This window comes from Rugamonas brunnea (assembly GCF_014042345.1).
Classification (GTDB): domain Bacteria; phylum Pseudomonadota; class Gammaproteobacteria; order Burkholderiales; family Burkholderiaceae_D; genus Rugamonas; species Rugamonas brunnea.
Genome location: NZ_JACEZT010000006.1, coordinates 198503 through 217169 on the forward strand (window position 1 = coordinate 198503; position 18667 = coordinate 217169).

General features: G+C 67.5%; 13 protein-coding genes. 7 read left to right on the plus strand and 6 right to left on the minus strand.

All coding sequences use genetic code 11. From position 1 onward, the window contains the following. Nucleotides 1–5: 5 nt before the first annotated feature. From H3H37_RS11395 to H3H37_RS11420, 6 genes are all read right to left on the minus strand, one after another. A complete protein-coding gene (locus H3H37_RS11395) occupies nucleotides 6–1364 on the minus strand; it encodes a carbohydrate porin (protein ID WP_182162466.1) in 1359 nt (452 codons plus the stop codon). Nucleotides 1365–1381: 17 nt separating this feature from the next. Then, nucleotides 1382–2704 carry an NRAMP family divalent metal transporter gene (locus H3H37_RS11400; protein ID WP_182162468.1) on the minus strand — a complete coding sequence of 441 codons (1323 nt, stop codon included), beginning with the start codon at nucleotides 2702–2704 and terminating at the stop codon, nucleotides 1382–1384. 406 nt (nucleotides 2705–3110) lie between these two features. Continuing rightward, nucleotides 3111–6881 carry a DUF748 domain-containing protein gene (locus tag H3H37_RS11405; RefSeq protein WP_182162470.1) on the minus strand — a complete coding sequence of 1257 codons (3771 nt, stop codon included), beginning with the start codon at nucleotides 6879–6881 and terminating at the stop codon, nucleotides 3111–3113. A gap of 89 nt (nucleotides 6882–6970) precedes the next feature. After that, nucleotides 6971–8818: a DUF885 domain-containing protein gene (locus H3H37_RS11410; protein WP_182162472.1), complete on the minus strand. Its 1848-nt coding sequence runs from the start codon at nucleotides 8816–8818 to the stop codon at nucleotides 6971–6973. Between the two features lie 182 nt (nucleotides 8819–9000). Then, nucleotides 9001–9675 carry a dienelactone hydrolase family protein gene (locus H3H37_RS11415; protein ID WP_182162474.1) on the minus strand — a complete coding sequence of 225 codons (675 nt, stop codon included), beginning with the start codon at nucleotides 9673–9675 and terminating at the stop codon, nucleotides 9001–9003. Continuing rightward, complete coding sequence (locus tag H3H37_RS11420) at nucleotides 9656–10363, minus strand: phosphoribosyltransferase (RefSeq protein WP_182162476.1); 708 nt, start codon at nucleotides 10361–10363, stop codon at nucleotides 9656–9658. The genes H3H37_RS11415 and H3H37_RS11420 overlap by 20 nt, the downstream gene beginning before the upstream one ends. Before the next feature lie 262 nt (nucleotides 10364–10625). Between H3H37_RS11420 and acsA the strand changes: the two genes are divergently transcribed. The 7 genes from acsA (at nucleotide 10626) to H3H37_RS11455 (ending at nucleotide 18657) form a co-directional block, all read left to right on the plus strand. Continuing rightward, nucleotides 10626–12392: an acetate--CoA ligase gene (acsA, locus tag H3H37_RS11425; RefSeq protein WP_182162478.1), complete on the plus strand. Its 1767-nt coding sequence runs from the start codon at nucleotides 10626–10628 to the stop codon at nucleotides 12390–12392. Beyond that, nucleotides 12389–13369 carry a pyruvate dehydrogenase (acetyl-transferring) E1 component subunit alpha gene (gene pdhA / locus H3H37_RS11430; protein ID WP_182162480.1) on the plus strand — a complete coding sequence of 327 codons (981 nt, stop codon included), beginning with the start codon at nucleotides 12389–12391 and terminating at the stop codon, nucleotides 13367–13369. Before acsA ends, pdhA begins: the two co-directional genes overlap by 4 nt. A gap of 20 nt (nucleotides 13370–13389) precedes the next feature. Then, the gene (locus H3H37_RS11435) at nucleotides 13390–14349 is read left to right on the plus strand and encodes an alpha-ketoacid dehydrogenase subunit beta (RefSeq protein ID WP_220456415.1); all 960 of its coding nucleotides are present in this window, start codon (nucleotides 13390–13392) and stop codon (nucleotides 14347–14349) included. After that, on the plus strand, nucleotides 14346–15605 hold the full coding sequence (locus tag H3H37_RS11440; RefSeq protein WP_182162484.1) for a dihydrolipoamide acetyltransferase family protein: 1260 nt from the start codon (nucleotides 14346–14348) through the stop codon (nucleotides 15603–15605). The genes H3H37_RS11435 and H3H37_RS11440 overlap by 4 nt, the downstream gene beginning before the upstream one ends. A 13-nt stretch (nucleotides 15606–15618) precedes the next feature. Further along, the gene (locus H3H37_RS11445) at nucleotides 15619–15864 is read left to right on the plus strand and encodes an acyl carrier protein (RefSeq protein WP_182162486.1); all 246 of its coding nucleotides are present in this window, start codon (nucleotides 15619–15621) and stop codon (nucleotides 15862–15864) included. 108 nt (nucleotides 15865–15972) lie between these two features. Continuing rightward, nucleotides 15973–17478 (plus strand): efflux transporter outer membrane subunit, encoded by a 1506-nt coding sequence (locus H3H37_RS11450; RefSeq protein WP_311197463.1) that lies wholly within the window; start codon nucleotides 15973–15975, stop codon nucleotides 17476–17478. Between the two features lie 39 nt (nucleotides 17479–17517). Beyond that, nucleotides 17518–18657 carry an efflux RND transporter periplasmic adaptor subunit gene (locus H3H37_RS11455; protein ID WP_182162488.1) on the plus strand — a complete coding sequence of 380 codons (1140 nt, stop codon included), beginning with the start codon at nucleotides 17518–17520 and terminating at the stop codon, nucleotides 18655–18657. Nucleotides 18658–18667 lie beyond the last annotated feature (10 nt).

The window sequence follows — 18667 nt, forward strand, 5'->3', positions numbered from 1 at the left end:
CGTCGTCAGAACTCCGCGTGCACGCGCGCGGCCAGCAGGTGCACCGGGCCGCGGCTGCGGTTGTAGGCCGGATGGTTGGCCTCCTGCACGTCCAGCGTCAGGCTCAGGTGCTTACCCAGGCGCGCCGCGTAGTAGGCCTCCAGGATCTGCTCCGCGCCATATTGCATGCCGCCGTCGCCGATCAGGATGCCGATGCCGCCTTGCGCGAAATAGGCACGCGCGTCGCCGGACAGGCCGTTGACGACGGCGGCCACGCCCACCGTGTCGTCCGGACGGCCCCAGGCCGCGCCCTTGACGGCCACGCCGCCCGACAGCGAACGGTTGATCTCCGTGAATTCATAGGCTTCCTTGGCACCGTCGTTGACGCTGGCGCGCGCGAACAGGCCCACGTCGGCCGTCAGTTCCTGTTCCAGGTTGACGGCCAGCCCGGTGCGCCAGGCCGTGCGGCGCACGCCGGCCACGTCGGGCACACTGGGCACACCAGGGACACTGGACGCGACGCCTGCCGCCTGGTGCACGGCATCCGCGTAGCGCGCCATGCTGGCGTGATTGGCGAAGCCGAGCAGCTTGACCTTGCCGCCGTGGCCATCCCACTGGTAGCGCTGCTCCAGTTCCGCGACCAGCATGAACTGGCTGAGCGTGGGGCGGATGATCTTGCCGTTCGGCTGGGCCGACAACTGGAACACGCCGGCGCGCACCGTGCGGCTGCCCTGGTTCCATTCCAGCGCCGCGCCGTAGGTGAAGCCCCAGGCGTCGGCTGCGTAATCGAAGGCGCCGGCGTCGATCAGCGACCAGTTGAGGAAGTCGCCGCGTGGATCGTGGGCATAGCTGTTGGTGTCGAAAATGTCGGTGACGGAGAATTTACCGGCCGTCAGCACCACGTTGTCCTGCGTGCGGGCGCCGCCCAGCTGGTTCGGTCCCGCTTCCACGGCTTCCTGCGCACCGCCGAGCGCGAACGTGTGGCGCAAGAACGCGCGCGGCAGGCGCAGGTAGGGCGTGTCCGCGCCGACCTTGTACGCTTCGCCGCTGGGGAAGCCGGCCATGCCAACCGTGTTACTGAGGCCGAATCCCTGGTCGATCTCGGGATTGAGCCACAGTTCCGTGCCGCTGGGCAGGCGCACGCCAGCGTACAGCGTGATGTCGGTGGTTTCCTCGGTGCGGCCGGCCGCGTCCAGGCTGTTCTGGCCCTGGTAGGGCGAGGCGAAGCGCTTGTGGCCCTGGGTGACGTTGGTGAGCTGGCCGTGGATGGCCCAGCTTTCCGGCGCTGGGTTGTCGTCGGCAGTGGTGGTCTGGGCGTGGGCGTGGGACAGCGCCAACAGGCAGAAGGGGGCAGCCGCCAGGCGGCGCAGATGGTGCTTCTTCATTCAGTTGCTTCCTTTTTTCAGGACAGGTCGAGCGTGAGGAACATGGCCACCACGGCCACGGTCATGGCGGCCGTGGCCAGCCAGCCCAGCCACTTGAGTTTGCGGGTGACGACGAAGCGCCCCATCACCTTGCTGTTGGAACCCATGATCATCATCACGGCCATGATGGGCACCGAGATCACGCCGTTGATGACGGCGCTCCAGTACAAGGCCTTGATCGGGTCGATCGGCGTGAAGCCCAGCGCCACGCCCACCAGCGTGGAGACGGCGATGATGCCGTAGAAGCCCTTGGCGTCGAACAGCTTGTGCTCCAGTCCTTTCTTCCATTCGAACGCGCCGGCGATGGCGTAGGCGGCCGAGCCGGCCAGCACGGGCACGGCCAGCAAGCCGGTGCCGATGATGCCGGCCGCGAACAGCAGGAAGGCGAATTCGCCGGCGATGGGGCGCAGCGCGCTGGCCGCCTCGGCCGAGGTCTGGATGGTCGTGATGCCTTGCACATGCAACGTGACGGCCGTGGTCAGGATGATGAAGAACGCCACCAGGTTGGAAAAGCCCATGCCCAGGTAGGTGTCGATCTTGATGCGACGGAAGCTGGGGCGTGCCTGTTCAGGCGCTTCCAGCAAGGGCCGGCGCTTGGGATCGGCCTCCAGTTCCTCCACTTCCTGCGACGCCTGCCAGAAGAACAGGTAGGGGCTGATGGTGGTGCCGAAGACGGCCACGATGGTGGTGATGGCGGCCGCGTTCCATTCCATTTTGGGCGCCACCAGCGACAGCGCCACCTCACCCCAGGAGATGTGGACAGCGAACACCACGCCCACGTAGGCCAGCAGGGCCAGCGTGAGCCACTTGAGCACGCGCACGTAGCGCGAATACGGCACGATGATCTGCAGCACCAGCGACACCACGCCGAAGCAGGCCGCGTACAGGCGCGACGAACCGCCCATCAGCAAACCGAGCGCCTCGCCCATGGCCGACACGTCGGCCGCGATGTTGATGGTGTTGGCCACCAACAGCAGGCTGACGATCACATACAGCAGCCAGCGCGGGAAGTGGGCGCGGATATTGCCGGCCAGGCCCATGCCGGTGACGCGGCCGATGCGGGCGCTCACCACCTGGATGCCCACCATCAGCGGGTAGGTGAAGAACATGGTCCACAGCAGGTTGGGGCCGAACTGGGCGCCGGCCTGCGAATAGGTGGCGATGCCGCTCGGGTCGTCGTCGGCCGCGCCCGTGATCAGGCCGGGGCCGAGTTTCTTCAACCAGCTTTGCAGCCGGTTCCTGGACCGTGGGGCTGGCGGCGCACCGGTGGCGCTGGTGCTGTCGATACGTTGATTCTTCATGCAAATTCTCGCTACAAGGGAGCGCGCGCGGCGCATCCGGTCGTGACCTGGCGCCGTCCGGTGCGGACGGCACGACGATAAAACTTGTGGCGTAGTGTGACTGGCGCATTCCCCGCATGGCATGCGCACGCGCACACGGCAAACACCGGCGCGGCCGGTGGCTAGGGGAATGGTACATCGGAAGGCGGACCGAAGTCGGCCTGGAGATACCGTCATCCGCGAGAGGCGAGATGACGGCGGGAGATTATCCTGCGTTATCTTGCTCTGGCGGTGTCAGCGCGAAGCTGACCACTACAATCACCTGAACAGGTGCCCATGACGGGGCTCCATAAAATGAAAACCCCGCGAATGTAATGGTTTGTGGCTACAAAGTCAACCAGCAATTCGCGGGGCGGGAGGGGGGCGATTATTTGGCCGATAATCCCAGTTTGAGGTTGACGGGCTGGCCCACGTCGGCCGCCACCGCTTCCGGCGCCGTGGCGCGGGTGCTGGCAGGGTTGACGCCGCCTTCCGTCAGCGCGGCCACGATGGCGCCGGCGCGCTGTGTGCCCAGGCGGGTGAGGGCGTCGGCCGGCAGGGGCTGGCGCTGTTCCAGCTTCGTTTGCAGCGTCCGATAGAAGGCGCTGGCGTCGGCCACCTGCGGCTCGCCCTGGATCAGCTTGCCAAGCTTCTGCCACACGGCAAGTTTCTTCTGGGCGGCGGCTGGCGCGGGGGCGTTGGCTGCGTTGGCCGCACTGGCCGCATCGCCCGCCTTGGCGGCATTGGCTGCATTAGCAACACTAGCTGCCACCGGCGCCGCTGCTGCCGCTTCGGCCGCCTTCTTCTCCTTGTCCAGTTCCGCCGAGCCGAAGCGCTCGCCGTACAGGCTGCGCAGCGCGCTGCGCACCGGGCTGCTGCCGAGGTCCAGCGGTCCTGGTTCCTCGCCCGCTTCGAGCTTGATGCCGGCCCGTTTGGCGATCTCGCGCCGCACGGCGCGCGCGCGCAGGGCGGCGCCGTCGGCCTGTTCGCTGTACTGGCCCGGCACGGACAGGGTCAACTGGCCGCGCTTGGCCAGGATCTGCGCCACTTGCGCCAGCTTGGCGCGCTCCGGCGGCAGCAGGGCGTCGCTGCCGGGATCGAAGCTGATCGCTTCCAGCTTGTCGCCGCTGATGCCGAACAGGTTGCCCAGCGCGCGGAACGGTGCCGTCACGATCTTGGTCAGCACGTTGCCCACGGCTTTCCACACCACGGCGCCGTAGCTGAACTGGGGATCGTTCATGTCGCCGGCCACCGGCAGGCCCAGGTCGATGCGTCCGTCGCTGTCCTTGAGGATGGCCAGCGCCAGTTCGAGCGGGAGCTTGAGCGCGTCCGGGCTGTCGATGCGTTCGCCCAGCGTGAGCTGGTCGAGCACGATGTGGTTGTTCCCTTCGAGCTGGTTCTGGCGCACCTTGTATTCGAGGTCCAGCGAGATCTTGCCCTGGGCGATCTTGTAGCCGGCGAATTTCATCGTGTACGGCGAGGCCGAGACCATGTCCACGTTCTTGAACACGACGTTCAGATCCGTGTTCTCGCTGGCGGCGAAGGGATTAAGCTGGCCGCGCACGCGGGCCATCCCGAATTCGTCCACGCGGCCGTCGAGTTCCACCTGGCTGCGCGCATCGCGTTTCGAGGACAGGCCCGTGATCACGCCACCCAGTTCATAAATCTTGGCGCTGAACTGGGGGCGCAGGCTCAAGTCCGTGAAATCGAGCTTGGCGTTCTGCAGCCGCACGCGCTGGACGTGGACGGGGAACGGTTGGCTGGCCTGCGCCGCGGGTTTGTTCGCGGCAGCGACAACTGGCTTGGCAGACGTGGTAGCAGCGGTAGCAGCCGTTGCGCCTGGCTTGGCAGATGCGCTGGCGGCGGCTGGCGTACCGGCGCTCGTTCCTTTGGCCGGTTCGACCAGCAAGCGGGCCGCGTTGAAGCTGCGGTCGTTCTCGATGATCAGTTTGGCGTTCGGTTCGACGATGCGCAGCTCAGGAATATCGAGCAGGTCCGGCGCCAGGCTCAGGGTCAGTTTATCGGTGCGCACCGTCTTCCAGCTGGCAAAGCGGTCGCCATCGTCCTCGTTCAGCACCAGGCCGGACACGTCGAACGCGCCCACGTAACGCACGCTGGTGCGGCTGGCGGGGCCTGGTTTGGTGTTCAATTGGCCGCGCGCGGAAACGGTGCCGCCGGCCAGTTTCAGCTTCACGAACTTGGCCAGCAGCGGCTGCACGGGCGCCAGCGCCAGTTGTTTGACTTCGACGGCCGTATCGACGGCACCGGTGGCCGGGACGACGGAACCTTGCGCCGTCAGCTTGCCACCCTCGCGCACGGCCAGGCCGGCCTGGAACTTGACGGCCTGCTTGAGGTCATTGCTGACGTCATCGAGCTTGAGGTTGAAGTCCTGCACGTTGGCTTTGATGCCCGTGCTTTGGTCCGCATACGCGGCCGTGAACTTGTTGAATTCCACGCTCTTGGCGTTCACTTGCCAGGGCGAGGCCGCTGGCTCGGGCGCGGCGGCTGGTGTTGGCGCTGGTTTTGCAGCAGCCGGGGCCTTGGCGCTGGCCGTGGACGCGGCCTTGCCGCTGCCGGGCAGGTGGCCCAGCAAGGCCAGTTGGCCCTTGGCGTCGAACGCAAGCTGCAACTGGCCACCGTCCGCATACAGGCGGCCGAACGTGGCGCGATGGCCTGCGAGGTCGATGCTGCCATCGGTGAAGCCGAGTTCACCGAGCTTGAACGGCGTTTGCGTGCCGCTGGCCAGTGTCAGGTCGGCCAGCGAGAAGGTCGCGCCGTCGAGATTGAGCTTAACGCCGGCCGGGGCTTGCTCCGCTTGCAGCCGCAGGTGCAGTTGCGCCTTGTCCATGCTGACCTTGAGCGCGGGGTTGGCCGTTTCGTCGACGGCGTCGAAGGCGAGGCGGTCGAAGTCGAGCTGTTTGAGTTGCAGCTTCCAAGGCGGCGGTGGGGCGCTAGGCTTGGCCGGGGCCGGCGCGCGATTGGCGGTTGCCGATGCCGGCGGGACGCTTGCCGTCTTGTTTGACGCGGGTGCTGCCGCCACGGTAGCTGCTGCTGGCGCTGCTGGTGCCGCAGCTTTCGTCGCTCCGGGTGCCGCTGGTGCCGCCGGTGCCACTTGTCCCGCTGCTGCTGTCGCGGCGGCTGGTGCGGCCCCTTTCGGTGCCTCGGGTGCGCCCAGTTGGGCCAGATCCAGTTCGCCGTTGGCGTTACGGCGCAGCGAGAATTTGCCGTCGGCGGCGTTCAGGCGTTCCACAGTCGCGGTGCGGCTGGCCAGGTCAGCCTGCACGCCCGTCAGTTCAAATGTCTTCAAGGCCGCGAAGGTGGCGGCCGGTGCGCCCTGGGCCACGGCCAGGTCGTGCAGGCCCAGCGCCGCGCCATCGAGGCCGGCGTCGAACTTGCCGTCCTTGTAGCTGAAATGGTAGGGCAGCTTGGCCGACAGCAGGCCCGCCGTCACGCTGGCGCGCGTGTAGGGCTTGAGGTAGGCCGCCACGCCGGGCAGGGCCACCTTGTCGAGCACCAGTTCGCCCTTGCCGGCGATGGGGTTGAGGCTGGCGTCGCCGCGCCAGCGCAGCGTGCCGCCGCCCGTGGCGTCGGCGCTGAAGGTGTAGCTGCCGTTTTCATCGGGCAGGGTGCTCAGGTTGGCCAGCTTGAAATCGATGGGCGTGTATTGATCGGCATAGCCGGCGTGCTGGTCGCGCAAAACCAGCTTGCCCTGTTCCAGCACGAAGCTGGTGATGGACAGGCGCGGCATGCCGCTGCTTTCCTCGTGCGGGCGGCGGTTCAGCGTATCCATCAACTGCGCGATGTTGAAGGTGCCATCGGGCCCGATGGCCAGCAGCGCTTGCGGCGCCGTCAGGCGCACTTCGGCCAGCGTCCACGCGCGGCGGAACAGCGAGCGCCATTCCAGATCCACCGTCAACTGGCCGGCCGAGAACAGCGGCGCGCCGTTGGCCTCGGCCAGCCGGAAGTCCTGCACTTCCAGCCGCAGCGTGTAGGGATTGAAGCGCACGTCGCCCACGGACATCTGCCGCTCCAGCACAGTCTGTCCGATCTTGGGCACCTGGCTTTTGATGACCTGTGGCAACAACCAAAACCCTGCGCCCGCATACACGGCCATCACGCCAGCGCTACCCGCTACCCACCGTTTCCAGCGTATTTCCATCAAACTCACGTCCTTATGTCATCAAATCTTGGCTTACAGACGAGAGTATGCCCCTTTACAGACTGAACCGTAAAGCATGAACAACAGGCTCAGCTCTTGCTGCGGGCGATGTAGCGGTCGATCACGGTCGGCAGTACGGTCAGCGGCACGCCGGCGCTGCTGACGATGGCGTCGTTGAAGCCGGGCAGGTCGAAACGCTCGCCTAGCGCCTCGCGCGCGCGCTCGCGCTGGCGCAGGATCTCGTTGTGGCCCATCTTGTAACCGCAGGCCTGGCCCGGCGACACGGTGTAGCGGTCCACCTCGCTGGTCATGGCGGCCTCGCCGCGGCCCGAGTTCTCGACCAGGAAGCGGATCGCTTGCTGGCGCGTCCAGCGCTTGGCGTGCAGGCCCGTGTCCACCACCAGCCGGCAGGCGCGGAACATCTGGCCTTGCAGGTAGCCGATCTGGCCAAACGGGTCGTTGGCGTACAGGCCGAATTCATCCATCAACTGTTCGGCGTACAGGGCCCAGCCTTCGACGAAGGCGTTAAAGCCCATCAGCGAGGCGATCATCGGCAGTTCGGCGTGGTGCTCGGCCAGGTAGGCGCCTTGCCATGCGTGGCCGGGGATGCCTTCGTGCGCCGTCAGCGTGGTCAGCTCGGACTTGGGCCACAAATGGGTGGACTTGAGGTTGATGTAGTAGATGGCCGGGCGCGAGCCGTCCAGCGCGGCGAAGTTCATGTAGCCCAGCGGCGCGCCGGCTTCGATGTCCTGCGGCACCCGCTTGATCACCAGCGGCACCTTCAAGTCCAGGTGCGAGATCTTCGGCATCAGGGCGCGGGCCGCGTTCACTTTTTCGTTGCAGAAGGCGATCAACTGCTCGCGTCCGGCCGCATCGTCGGCGTAGAAGCGCGACGGGTCTTTGGCCAGCGCCTGGATGCGCTGACCCACCGTGCCCTGCGTGATGCCCTGGGCCTTGAGGATGGTGTCAATGCGGGCTTGCAGCATGCGGGTCTGTTCCAGGCCGATGGCGTGGATCTCGGCCGGGGTGCTGGTGGTCGTGGTGCCCAGTTCGAGGGCCCAGGCGTAGTAGGCCTCGCCGTCCGGCAGGCGGTGCACGCCCGCCACGTCGGTGGCGCGGGCCGTGGCCTTGGCATAGGCGGCGAACTGGCGATCCAATGCCGGATAGACCTGGGTTTCGACCAGTCTGGCGGCGCGTGCCTGCCAGTCGCCGGCCAGTCCCAGCGCCTTGGTGCGGGTGGCGATCGAGGTGACCAGTTTCTGGCGCGCGATGGCCGTCTTGCGGTAGGCGCGCAACTGCCCAAGCGCCGTGTGGGCGATGAAATTGGGCGGCATCACGCCTTGCGCGGCCTGGGCCTTGATGCGGTCCGTTTCCTGGTCCAGCACGCGGGCCATGCCGGACACGCGGGCCAGGTAGGCTTCGGCGTCGTCCGCGTTGGTGATGCGGTGCTGGGAATCGAGGAATTCAGGCAGGTGGGTCAGCGCGCCATCCTGCTGGGTGACGGGGAAGGGCGCGGTGCCGCCGTAAAAGCCGCTGGCCGCACCGCCGAATGGGAAGCGCAGGCCGGCCACGCCTTCGCTGGCCGCGTAGCGTACGCAGTCGAAGCGGATTTGCGCGTCGTCGCCCAGCTGGTCGCGGGGAATAGTGGCCAGCCGGGTCAGCATGGATTTGACCTGCTCGGCCCAGCGGGCGTCGCCGGCCGGCGAGGCGTCTTCCAGTTGCGAGCGCAGCGCGGCGCGCGCGCCCGTGTCCAGGCCCAGCGAGGTGGCTGAGGTGGGCGACAGGCGCAGGATCTCGTCGGCGAAGTCGGACAGCAGGGCGTTCAGGCGGGCATCGGCTGGCGCCTGGGCGTGCGCCAGCGTGGGCAGGGAGGAAACAGCGGCGGCCGACAGGGCGGCGCGCAGCATGTCGCGGCGGGTGAACAGGGCAGGGGTCATGGGGGCCTTTTGATTGTTGGGGAGAAAGAATCAAAGCGCCGCAGACCTTAGCGCGAGTGGCGCGCGGGTGTCAATCGTTTATGCGAATTTTGCGTTTTTGATAATTTCAAGCGGTCGCCCGCCCGCGCGCGTGGGGGCCACACGGCCGGGCGATAGGGGAGGATGGGCGCAGCCCGGTCGTCTCAATTGCAGGTGGCCGGTCCCAGATGGCCGGCGAACCACGCCGTGGCCAACCGCGCCACTTCTTCCAGCGTGCCCGGCTCTTCGAACAGGTGGGTGGCGTGCGGCACGATGGACAGCGATTTCTCGCAATGGAGCTGGGCGTAGGCGGCGCGGTTCAGGTCCAGCACCACGTCGTCGGCGCCGCCGACGATGAGCAGGGTGGGCGAGGCCACGCGCTGCAAGGCGTCCGTGCCAGCCATGTCCGGCCGTCCACCGCGCGAGACGACTGCGCCCACGGCGCCGTTGCGGGCGCCAGCGGCCACCCGCAGCGCCGCGGCCGCGCCGGTGCTGGCGCCAAACAGGCCAAGCGGCAGCGGCGCGGTGGACGGATGGCGGCGCAGCCAGGCGGCGGCCGTGGCCAGCCGGTCCGTCAGCAGGGCGATGTCGAAGCGGGCGTTGGTGTCCTGGTCTTCCTCGGGAGTGAGCAAGTCGATCAGCAGGCTGGCCATGCCGGCCCGCCGCAACTCGGTGGCCACGTAACCGTTGCGGGGGCTGAAACGGCTGCTGCCGCTGCCATGGGCGAACAGCACCACCGCGAATGGCTCGGCGGGGAGTTCCAGCATGCCTTCCATGTGGACCGCAGCGGGACCGGAACCGGCCGGGATACGTACCAGTTCATGGCGTGGGGTGGGCATGGCCGTCTCCCTGGCTTAGGCGCGCATCGGCGCGGCGGGCGGCGTCGGCCCGCTGCAGCAGGGCTATCACTTCCGCATCACTGGTCTGTTCGAAATCGTCGTACCAGATGCCGATGGCGAAAAATGGCTCGGGCACGGTGAGGCACACCAGCTGGTCCACCTGCGGGCGCAGCGTGTGCACCGCCTCCGCCGACGCCACCGGCACGGCCACCACCACCCTTGCCAGGCCGGCGTGGTAGAGCGCCTTCACGGCCGCTTCCATCGTGGCGCCGGTGGCGATGCCGTCATCGACCAGGATGGCGACCCGTCCTTCCAGCGCCACGGGCGGACGGCCGCCGTGGAACAATTCGTCGCGCTGCGCCACTTCGGCCATTTTGCGGGCCGCCAGTGCTTCCACGTAGTCGGGCGAAACGCCCAGTTCCGCCACCATGTCGTGGTGGATCACCCGGATGCCGCCGCTGGCGACGGCGCCGATGGCCAGTTCCTCCTGGCCCGGCGCGCCCAGCTTGCGCACCACCAGCACGTCCAGGTCGACATCCAGTTCGCGGGCGACGGCATAGCCCACCGGCACGCCGCCGCGCGGCAGGGCCAGTACCACCACGTCGGCCCGCCCGGCGTAAGCGTCGAGCGCGTGGGCCAGTAACTTACCCGCGTGCACGCGGTCCTTGAATCTGCTTACCTTGCTCATGTCCGCCTCCCCCTGTTCGCCCATGTGCTGTCGGCTTATATGACCAATGTAGTCCGAATTTTGCGCCACGTCAGGAAAGCACGCTGATTCGTGTCAACCGGGGCGAATTTTGTACCGATTTCGCGCCTGAATGCTGTTGGCCGGCAGTGCCGCAATTCGGCCGCCAATTGATGTAGATCAAAACCGGCCGGTGACAGGGGAAATGAAGAACCCTACATTGGAACGGTAGCGCTGATGGAACGAACCCGATTGGGGGGCTGCTGTGGAGAGACCTGGCATCATCAAGCACCGTGCGGCGGCCCTGCGGCCAGCCCCGAACTGGACCGACTACGAGGCCGAACGGGCCGGTTTTTCCTGGGACGGCGTGCGCGCCGCGCTCGATTTCCTGCCCTGCGGCGGCCTCAATATCGCCCATGAGGCCGTGGAGCGCCATGCCCGTGGCGAGCAGGGCGAGCGGGTGGCGTTCCGCTTTATCGGCGAGCAGGGGCAGAGCGACCTCACTTACGCCCAGCTCTCACACCAGACCAACCGCTTCGCCAACGTGCTTGCCGGGCTGGGCGTGGGTCGCGGCGAGCGACTGTTCGTGCTGGCCGGACGCGTGCCGGCGCTGTACATCGCGGTCCTGGGCAGCATGAAGCGCGGGACGGTGGTGTGCCCCCTGTTTTCGGCTTTCGGCCCTGAACCGATCGCCACCCGCATGTCGCTGGGCGACGCGCGCGTGCTGGTCACCACGCCCACCCTGTACCGGCGCAAGGTGGAAGCGCTGCGGGATAGGCTGCCTGGCCTGCGGCACGTGCTGCTGGTGCGCGCCCCCGGCGAGGCGCGCCAGGAGATACCGGGTACGCTGGACTGGGACGAGGCGATGGACGGCGCTTCAGGGCTGTTCGACATCGCGCCCACGAGCGCCGACGACTACGCGCTGCTGCATTTCACCAGTGGCACCACCGGCACACCCAAGGGCGCGCTGCATGTACATGGCGCCGCGCTCACCCACTGGACCACCGGCAAATACGCGCTCGACCTGCATCCGGACGATATCTACTGGTGCACGGCCGATCCGGGCTGGGTGACCGGCACCTCGTATGGCATCGTCGCGCCGCTGCTGCATGGCGTGACGTCCATCATCGACGAAGCCGAATTTGACGCCGAGCGCTGGTATCGCATCCTGCGCGAGCAGGCGGTGACGGTCTGGTACACGGCGCCCACCGCGATCCGCATGCTGATGCGGGCCGGCCCGGCGCCGGCGCGGGTATCCACCTATCCGGCGCTGCGCATGGTGGCCAGCGTGGGCGAGCCCCTCAATCCGGAAGCCGTGTGGTGGGGCGAGGAAGTGCTGGGCCATCCGATCCACGACAATTGGTGGCAGACCGAGACGGGCGGCATCATGATCGCCAACACGCCCGGCTTCGACATTAAGCCCGGCTCCATGGGCCGCCCGCTGCCGGGTGTGGACGCCTGCATCGTCACGCGCGATGCGGACGGCGCCGTGCACGTGGCCACCGAGCCGGACACGGTGGGCGAACTGGCCCTCAAGCGCGGCTGGCCGTCCATGTGGCGCGGCTACCTGAATGAGGATGCCCGCTACCGCAAGTGCTTCGACGGGGACTTGTACCTGACGGGCGACCTGGCCCGGTGCGACGCGGACGGCTATTACTGGTTCGTGGGCCGCTCGGACGACGTGATCAAGTCGTCCGGCCACCTGATCGGGCCGTTCGAGGTGGAGAGCGCGCTGCTCGAACATCCGGCCGTGGCCGAGGCGGGCGTGATCGGCAAGCCCGATCCCACGGTGGGCGAAATGATCAAGGCTTTCGTCTCGCTCAAACCCGGCTACGAAGGTACGCCGGCGCTGCGCATGGAACTGCTGGGCCACGCGCGCAAGCGGCTGGGGGCGGCCGTGGCGCCCAAGGAGATCGATTTCCTCCCCTCGCTGCCGCGCACCCGCAGCGGCAAGATCCTGCGCCGGCTGCTCAAGGCGCGCGAACTCGGCCTGCCCGAGGGCGACACGTCCACCCTGGAGGCCGGCGCATGAGTGCCAAACCCGCCACCAAGCAGCGGCTTGCGCTGCTGGCCGACATGCTGCGCATCCGCCGTATGGAGGAAACGTCGGCCCAGTTGTACGGCGAGGGGAAGATACGCGGTTTCCTGCACCTGTACGTGGGCGAGGAAGCGGTGGCCGTGGGCGTACTGCACGCCCTGGCCGCCGAAGACCGGGTGGTGGCCACCTACCGCGAGCACGCACACGCGCTGGTGCGCGGGGTGGCGATGGATGCCATCATGGCCGAGATGTTCGGCAAGGCGGCCGGTTGTTCGCGTGGCCGGGGCGGTTCCATGCACCTGTTCGACCAGGCGCATGGATTCTATGGCGGCAATGCCATCGTCGGCGGCGGGCTGGCGCTGGCGGCCGGACTGGGGCTGGCGGATCATATGCGCAAGGAGAAGCGCGTCAACGCCTGCTTCTTCGGTGAAGGCGCGATGGCCGAAGGCGCGTTCCACGAGTCGCTCAATCTGGCCGCGTTGTGGAAGCTGCCCGTGCTGTTCATCTGCGAGAACAACCTGTACGCGATGGGCACGGCGCTGGAACGCTCCGAATCGCAGGTGGACCTGTGCGCCAAGGCAGCCAGTTACGCAGTGCCGACGGCCAGTGTGGACGGCATGGACGTGGAAGCCGTGCTGGCCGCCGCCCGCGCGGCCGCGCATCATGTGCGCGAAGGGCATGGCCCGTTCTTCCTCGAATGCCGCACCTACCGCTTTCGTGCCCACTCCATGTTCGACCCGGAACTGTACCGCGACAAGGCCGAGGTGGAGCAATGGAAGCAGCGCGGCCCGATCCACAGCTATTCCTCCCGCCTCAAGGAGCAGGGCGTGTTGACGGAAGCGGACTTCCTGGCGCTGGACGCGAAGGCTGAAAGTGAAGTGCGGGCCGCCGTTGCATACGCTGAAGCGGCGCCGTGGGAAAGCGTGGACACGCTGCTCGACGGCGTATCCGCACCGGAGGGCCAGCCGTGAAGATCAGCTACCGCGAAGCCATGCGCGAGGCGATCCGGGAAGCCATGTTGGCCGATCCGCGCGTGTTCCTGATGGGCGAGGACGTGGGCCGCTACGGTGGCTCGTATGCCGTGTCCAAGGGATTGCTCGATCAGTTCGGGCCGGAACGGGTCCGCGATACGCCGCTGTCCGAACTCGGTTTCGTGGGCGCGGGCATCGGTGCTGCCCTGGGCGGTATGCTGCCCATCGTCGAGATCATGACCGTCAATTTCAGCCTGCTGGCGCTGGACCAGATCGTCAACACGGCCGCCGCCATGCGTCACATGTCCGGTGGCCAGTTCCATGTGCCGCTGGTGATCCGCATGGCCACGGGGGCGGGCCGTCAGCTCGCGGCACAGCACTCGCACAGCCTGGAATGCTGGTACGCGCACGTGCCCGGCCTGACTGTGCTGGCCCCGGCCACGGTGGCCGACGCGCGCGCCATGCTGGCGCCGGCGCTGGCCGATCCCGACCCTGTTGTCATCTTCGAGCACGCGCAGTTGTACAACATGGAGGAGGAAGTGGGCGGCGTCGCGTGGCCGCCTGCGTGCGATCTGCGTCATGCCGCCGTGCGCCGTCCCGGCACGCAATTGACGCTGATCGCGTATGGCGGCTGTCTGCCCAAGGCCATGCAGGCGGCGCAGCAACTGGCCGCGCAGGGCGTGGACGCGGAAGTACTGGACTTGCGCGTGCTGCGCCCGCTCGATACGGACACGATCATGGCATCCGTGCGCAAGACGCACCGGGTGCTGGTGGTGGACGAGGGCTGGAAGAGCGGCAGCCTGGCGGGCGAGATCATGGCGCGCGTGGTGGAAGGAGCGTTCTATGAGCTCGACGCGCCACCTGCACGCGTTTGCAGCGCGGAGGTGCCCATCCCTTATGCGGCCCACATGGAGCAGGCGGCCTTGCCGCAAGTTGACGCCATTGTCGATGCTGCGCGACGCATGCTGGGGGCCGTATGATCGAATTCAAACTGCCGTCGCTGGGCTCGGACATGGATGAGGGCAAGCTGCTGGCCTGGCATATCCAGCCCGGCGACACCGTCAAGCGCGGGCAGGTGGTGGCCGTGGTCGATACCTCCAAGGCTGCCGTGGACGTGGAAATCTGGCAGGATGGGACGGTGGCCGAATTGCTGGTGCAGCCCGGCGAGACGGTCCCGGTGGGCACGGTGTTGGCCACGGTGCTGGAGGAGGGGGAGGATGCCGGCGCGATGGCGCTCCGCAGCGGAGCGGGTGCAGTGCCCATGCCGTCCGCCTCAGCCCCAAACCCGGCCCCATCCCCAGCCACGACCCCAGACACGGCCCGTCCTGGGCGCGCTGCCGGTGCGGCCTCCGCTGTCGCCACAACTGTCATTGCGCCTGCTACTGCATCTGGGGCCGAACGGGCGCGCCGCCGCATATCGCCCGCCGCCCGCAAGAAGGCAGGCGAATGCGGCATCAATGTCGATACGCTTACCGGCACGGGCGCGGACGGCGCCATCACCTTGCAGGACGTGGAGGCCGCAGCGCAGGCGGCTAAGGCTGCGCAGGCTGTCCAGGCCCCGCCAGCTGACCGGCACGCCGAGATGCGCAAAGCGATTGCCGCCGCCATGAGCCGCAGCAAGCGCGAGATTCCGCACTATTACCTGAGCGAGCCGGTGCCCATGCGCGCCGCGTTGGACTGGCTGGCCGCGACGAATCCCGAGCGCCCAATCACCGAGCGATTGCTGCTGGCCGTGCTGCAATTGAAGGCCGTCGCGCTGGCGCTGCACAGCTTCCCGGACATGAATGGCTACTACCGGGACGGCGCATTCCAGCCCGTCGCGGCGGCCCATGTGGGCGTCGCCATCGCGCTGCGCCAGGGGGGCCTGGTCGCGCCGGCCCTGCTCGACGCGGCGAACAAACCGCTCGATCAGTTGATGCGCGAACTGTCCGACCTGGTGCGCCGCGCCCGGGCCGGATCGCTGCGCAGTTCCGAAATGGGCGATGCCACCATCACCGTCACCAATCTGGGCGAACAGGGCGTGGAGATGGTGTCGGGCGTGATTTACCCGCCGCAGGTGGCGCTGGTCGGCTTTGGCCGGCTCACGGACCGGCCGTGGGTGCGCGACGGTGGCCTGTGCGTGATGCCGGCGGTAACGGCCAGCCTGGCAGCCGACCACCGCGTCACCGATGGTCACCGGGGCGCACTGTTCCTGGCCGCGATCCGCGACCTGCTGCAAAACCCGGCCGCGCTTTAAAACGGAGGTATCCATGGAACGCGAACAACTGATGGCCGCCGTGATCGCGACGCTGCAAACCATCGCACCCGAGGTCAGCGCGGCCGACCTGGCGCCGGACGAAGCGCTGCGCGCCCAGGTGGATCTCGATTCGATGGACTGGCTGAACTTCTTGATTGGCCTGCATGACACCTTGAAAGTCGATATCCCCGAGGCCGACTACGGCCGCCTGCGCACCTTGAATGAGTTGGCCGATTATCTTGCCGCGCGGCTACCTTGACGCGGCTTGCAGGGCAATAGTCCAGCCCGCACCGTAGAATATATTGTCAATTTCTTCAGGTTTTTCCCTATAATCGACCCTGCATTCAGTTATCGCGGGGGGCTTTGCGTGAAGAACCACGACTTCAAGCAGTTTCCGTTGGGAGGGCGCCGCTGTGCCCTGGCTGCCTTGCTCGGCCTGGCGGTGGCCGGCTGCGCCGTCGGCCCTGATTACCATCCCCCCGCACCGCCATCGGGTTTGCGCGACGACAGCTACACGCCCGCCGCCCAGCCATCCGATACGGTCTCCGCGCCCGTGCCCGGCGGCGCGGCGCAGCACCTCGCGATGGGACAGGACATTCCGGCGCTCTGGTGGACCGTGTTCCGCTCCCAGGCGCTGGACCAGCTGGTCCGCAGTGCGCTGGAACACAACCCCACGCTGGCGGCGGCCGAAGCGGCCTTGCGGCAGGCGCAGGAAAATTACAATGCAGAGCGGGGCAACCGGGTTTTCCCGGCCGTGAACGCGCAACTGAGCGCGGCGCGCGAGCACCTGGCGGACCAGGGAAAGACCGTTAATGGCGTCTTTTCCCTGTACAACGCCTCCGTCAACGTCAGCTATGCACCCGACGTGTTCGGGGGCACGCAGCGCGTACTGGAAGGCGCGCAGGCCGCCATTGACTACCAGCGCTTCCAGCTGGAGGCGGCGCAACTGGCGCTGACGGCCAACGTGGTCACGGCGGCCATCCGCGAGGCGTCGTTGCGGGCGCAGTTGCAGGCCACGGGCGAAGTGCTGGCCGCCCAACGCCAGCAGCTAGACGTGATCGACAAACAGTTGCAGGCCGGCGCCGTGGCGCGCGCCGTGCTGTTGACGCAGCGCAGCCAGGTGGCGCAGACGGCGGCCACCGTACCGCCGCTGGAAAAAGCGCTGGCGCAAAGCCGCCACGCCTTGTCCGTGCTGGTTGGCCAGCTACCGAGCACGCCGGACTTGCCCCAGTTCGAACTGGCCGCGCTGGCCCTGCCAGAGCAATTGCCTGTGTCGCTGCCCTCGGCTTTGGCGCGGCAGCGGCCCGACGTGCGCGCCAGTGAAGCGCTGCTGCACCAGGCCAGCGCGCAGGTCGGCGTGGCCACGGCCAACCTGTATCCCCAATTCACGCTCAGCGCCAGCTATGGCGCGGCCGGCGCCAGCCCGCACGAGCTATTCCAGGCCAATAACGTGTTCTGGAATCTGGCCGCCGGCCTGACGCAGCCGCTGTTCAATGGCGGCGCGCTGACCGCGAAACGGCGCGCCGCCGAAGCGGCCTACGACGCGGCCGCCGCCCAATACCGCGCCACCGTGCTGGCCGCCTTCCGGGACGTGGCCGACAGCCTGCGGGCACTGGAGTTCGACGCCAGTGCGTTGCAGGCGCAGGCCGACGCCGAGGCGCTGGCGGCGGAGACACTGGCGCTGGCCAAGCGCCAGTACCAGCTGGGCGCCATCAGTTACCTGTCGCTGCTCGATGCGCAGCGCAGCTACCAGCAATCGCATGTGGCCTTGGCCCAGGCGCAAGCGGCCCGCTATGCCGACACGGCCGCGTTGTTCCAGGCGCTGGGCGGCGGCTGGTGGAACCGCGCGCCGTCCGGCGCGGCCACGCCGTAGTTCCGTAGTTCTTTCATCGTTCCTTGAGCAGAGGGTGACATGACCAAGCGTATGTTCATCATGGTGGGCTGTGTTGTGCTGCTGGTTGCGGTGCTCGCATTGGGAAAATTCCTGCAGATCCGGCAGATGATAGCCAGCTCGCCCAAGCCGGGCCCTCAGACCGTCACGGCGATCAAGGTACAAGCACTGGAATGGCAACCGCAGCTCAATTCCGTGGGCACGCTGGTGGCCGTGCGCGGCGTGGACATCAGCAGCGAGATCGCCGGCATGGTGCGCGAGGTGCGCTTCCGCTCGGGCGACGAGGTCAAGTCCGGCCAGGTGCTGTTCGCGCTGAACGCCGATGCCGATTTGGCCCAGCTCCATGCGCTACAGGCGGCGGCGGAACTGGCGGCCACGGTGCTCAAGCGCGACGAAGCGCAGTTCGCGGCCCAGGCCATCAGCCAGGCCCAGTTGGACAACGACCGGGCCGAACTGAAAAGCCGACGCGCGCTAGCGGCCCAGCAGCAGGCGCTGCTGGACAAGAAGACGATACGGGCCCCGTTCGCGGGCAAGCTGGGGATCTCGGCCATCAATCCGGGCCAGTTCGTCAATCCCGGCGACAAGCTGGTGACGCTGCAGACGATGGACCCGGTGTACGTGGACTTCTACGTGCCGCAAAAACAGCTGGCCGGGCTGGCTGTGGGCCAGAAACTGAGCCTGGTCAGCGATGCGTGGCCGGGTGCGGCCTTTCCCGCGCGCTTGACGGCCATCAGTCCCAAGGTGGACCCCGCCACTCGCAACGTGCTGGTGGAGGCCACGGTCGCCAACGGCAAACGCCAGCTGGTGCCCGGCATGTTCGCTAACGTGAGCCTGGAGCAGGGCGACAAACAGCGTCACCTGACCTTGCCGCAGACGGCCATCACCTACAACCCGTATGGCTCGACCGTGTTCGTGCTGGCGCCGGGGCAGGGCAAGGACGCCCCGAAGGATGACAAGGGCCAGCCGCTGCTGGTGGCGCAGCAGCAGTTCGTCACCACGGGCGGCACGCGCGGTGACCAGGTGGCCGTGCTCACGGGGCTCAAGGAAGGGCAGACCGTCGTCACCAGTGGCCAGCTCAAACTGAAGAACGGCACGCCGGTGGTGATCGACAACAAGGTGCAGCCGGCCGACAGCCCCGCGCCCACGCCGCAGGAACATTGAGGGCGCTCCC

What these genes read in the sequence shown, in the direction of transcription:
- H3H37_RS11400 (WP_182162468.1), bottom strand. Translation starts at nt 2,704, where the DNA reads ATGAAGAATCAACGTATCGACAGCACCAGCGCCACCGGTGCGCCGCCA.
- H3H37_RS11410 (WP_182162472.1), bottom strand. Translation starts at nt 8,818, where the DNA reads ATGACCCCTGCCCTGTTCACCCGCCGCGACATGCTGCGCGCCGCCCTG.
- H3H37_RS11405 (WP_182162470.1), bottom strand. Translation starts at nt 6,881, where the DNA reads ATGGAAATACGCTGGAAACGGTGGGTAGCGGGTAGCGCTGGCGTGATG.
- H3H37_RS11420 (WP_182162476.1), bottom strand. Translation starts at nt 10,363, where the DNA reads ATGAGCAAGGTAAGCAGATTCAAGGACCGCGTGCACGCGGGTAAGTTA.
- H3H37_RS11455 (WP_182162488.1), top strand. Translation starts at nt 17,518, where the DNA reads ATGACCAAGCGTATGTTCATCATGGTGGGCTGTGTTGTGCTGCTGGTT.
- H3H37_RS11440 (WP_182162484.1), top strand. Translation starts at nt 14,346, where the DNA reads ATGATCGAATTCAAACTGCCGTCGCTGGGCTCGGACATGGATGAGGGC.
- H3H37_RS11435 (WP_220456415.1), top strand. Translation starts at nt 13,390, where the DNA reads ATGCGCGAGGCGATCCGGGAAGCCATGTTGGCCGATCCGCGCGTGTTC.
- H3H37_RS11415 (WP_182162474.1), bottom strand. Translation starts at nt 9,675, where the DNA reads ATGCCCACCCCACGCCATGAACTGGTACGTATCCCGGCCGGTTCCGGT.
- H3H37_RS11445 (WP_182162486.1), top strand. Translation starts at nt 15,619, where the DNA reads ATGGAACGCGAACAACTGATGGCCGCCGTGATCGCGACGCTGCAAACC.
- pdhA (WP_182162480.1), top strand. Translation starts at nt 12,389, where the DNA reads ATGAGTGCCAAACCCGCCACCAAGCAGCGGCTTGCGCTGCTGGCCGAC.
- H3H37_RS11395 (WP_182162466.1), bottom strand. Translation starts at nt 1,364, where the DNA reads ATGAAGAAGCACCATCTGCGCCGCCTGGCGGCTGCCCCCTTCTGCCTG.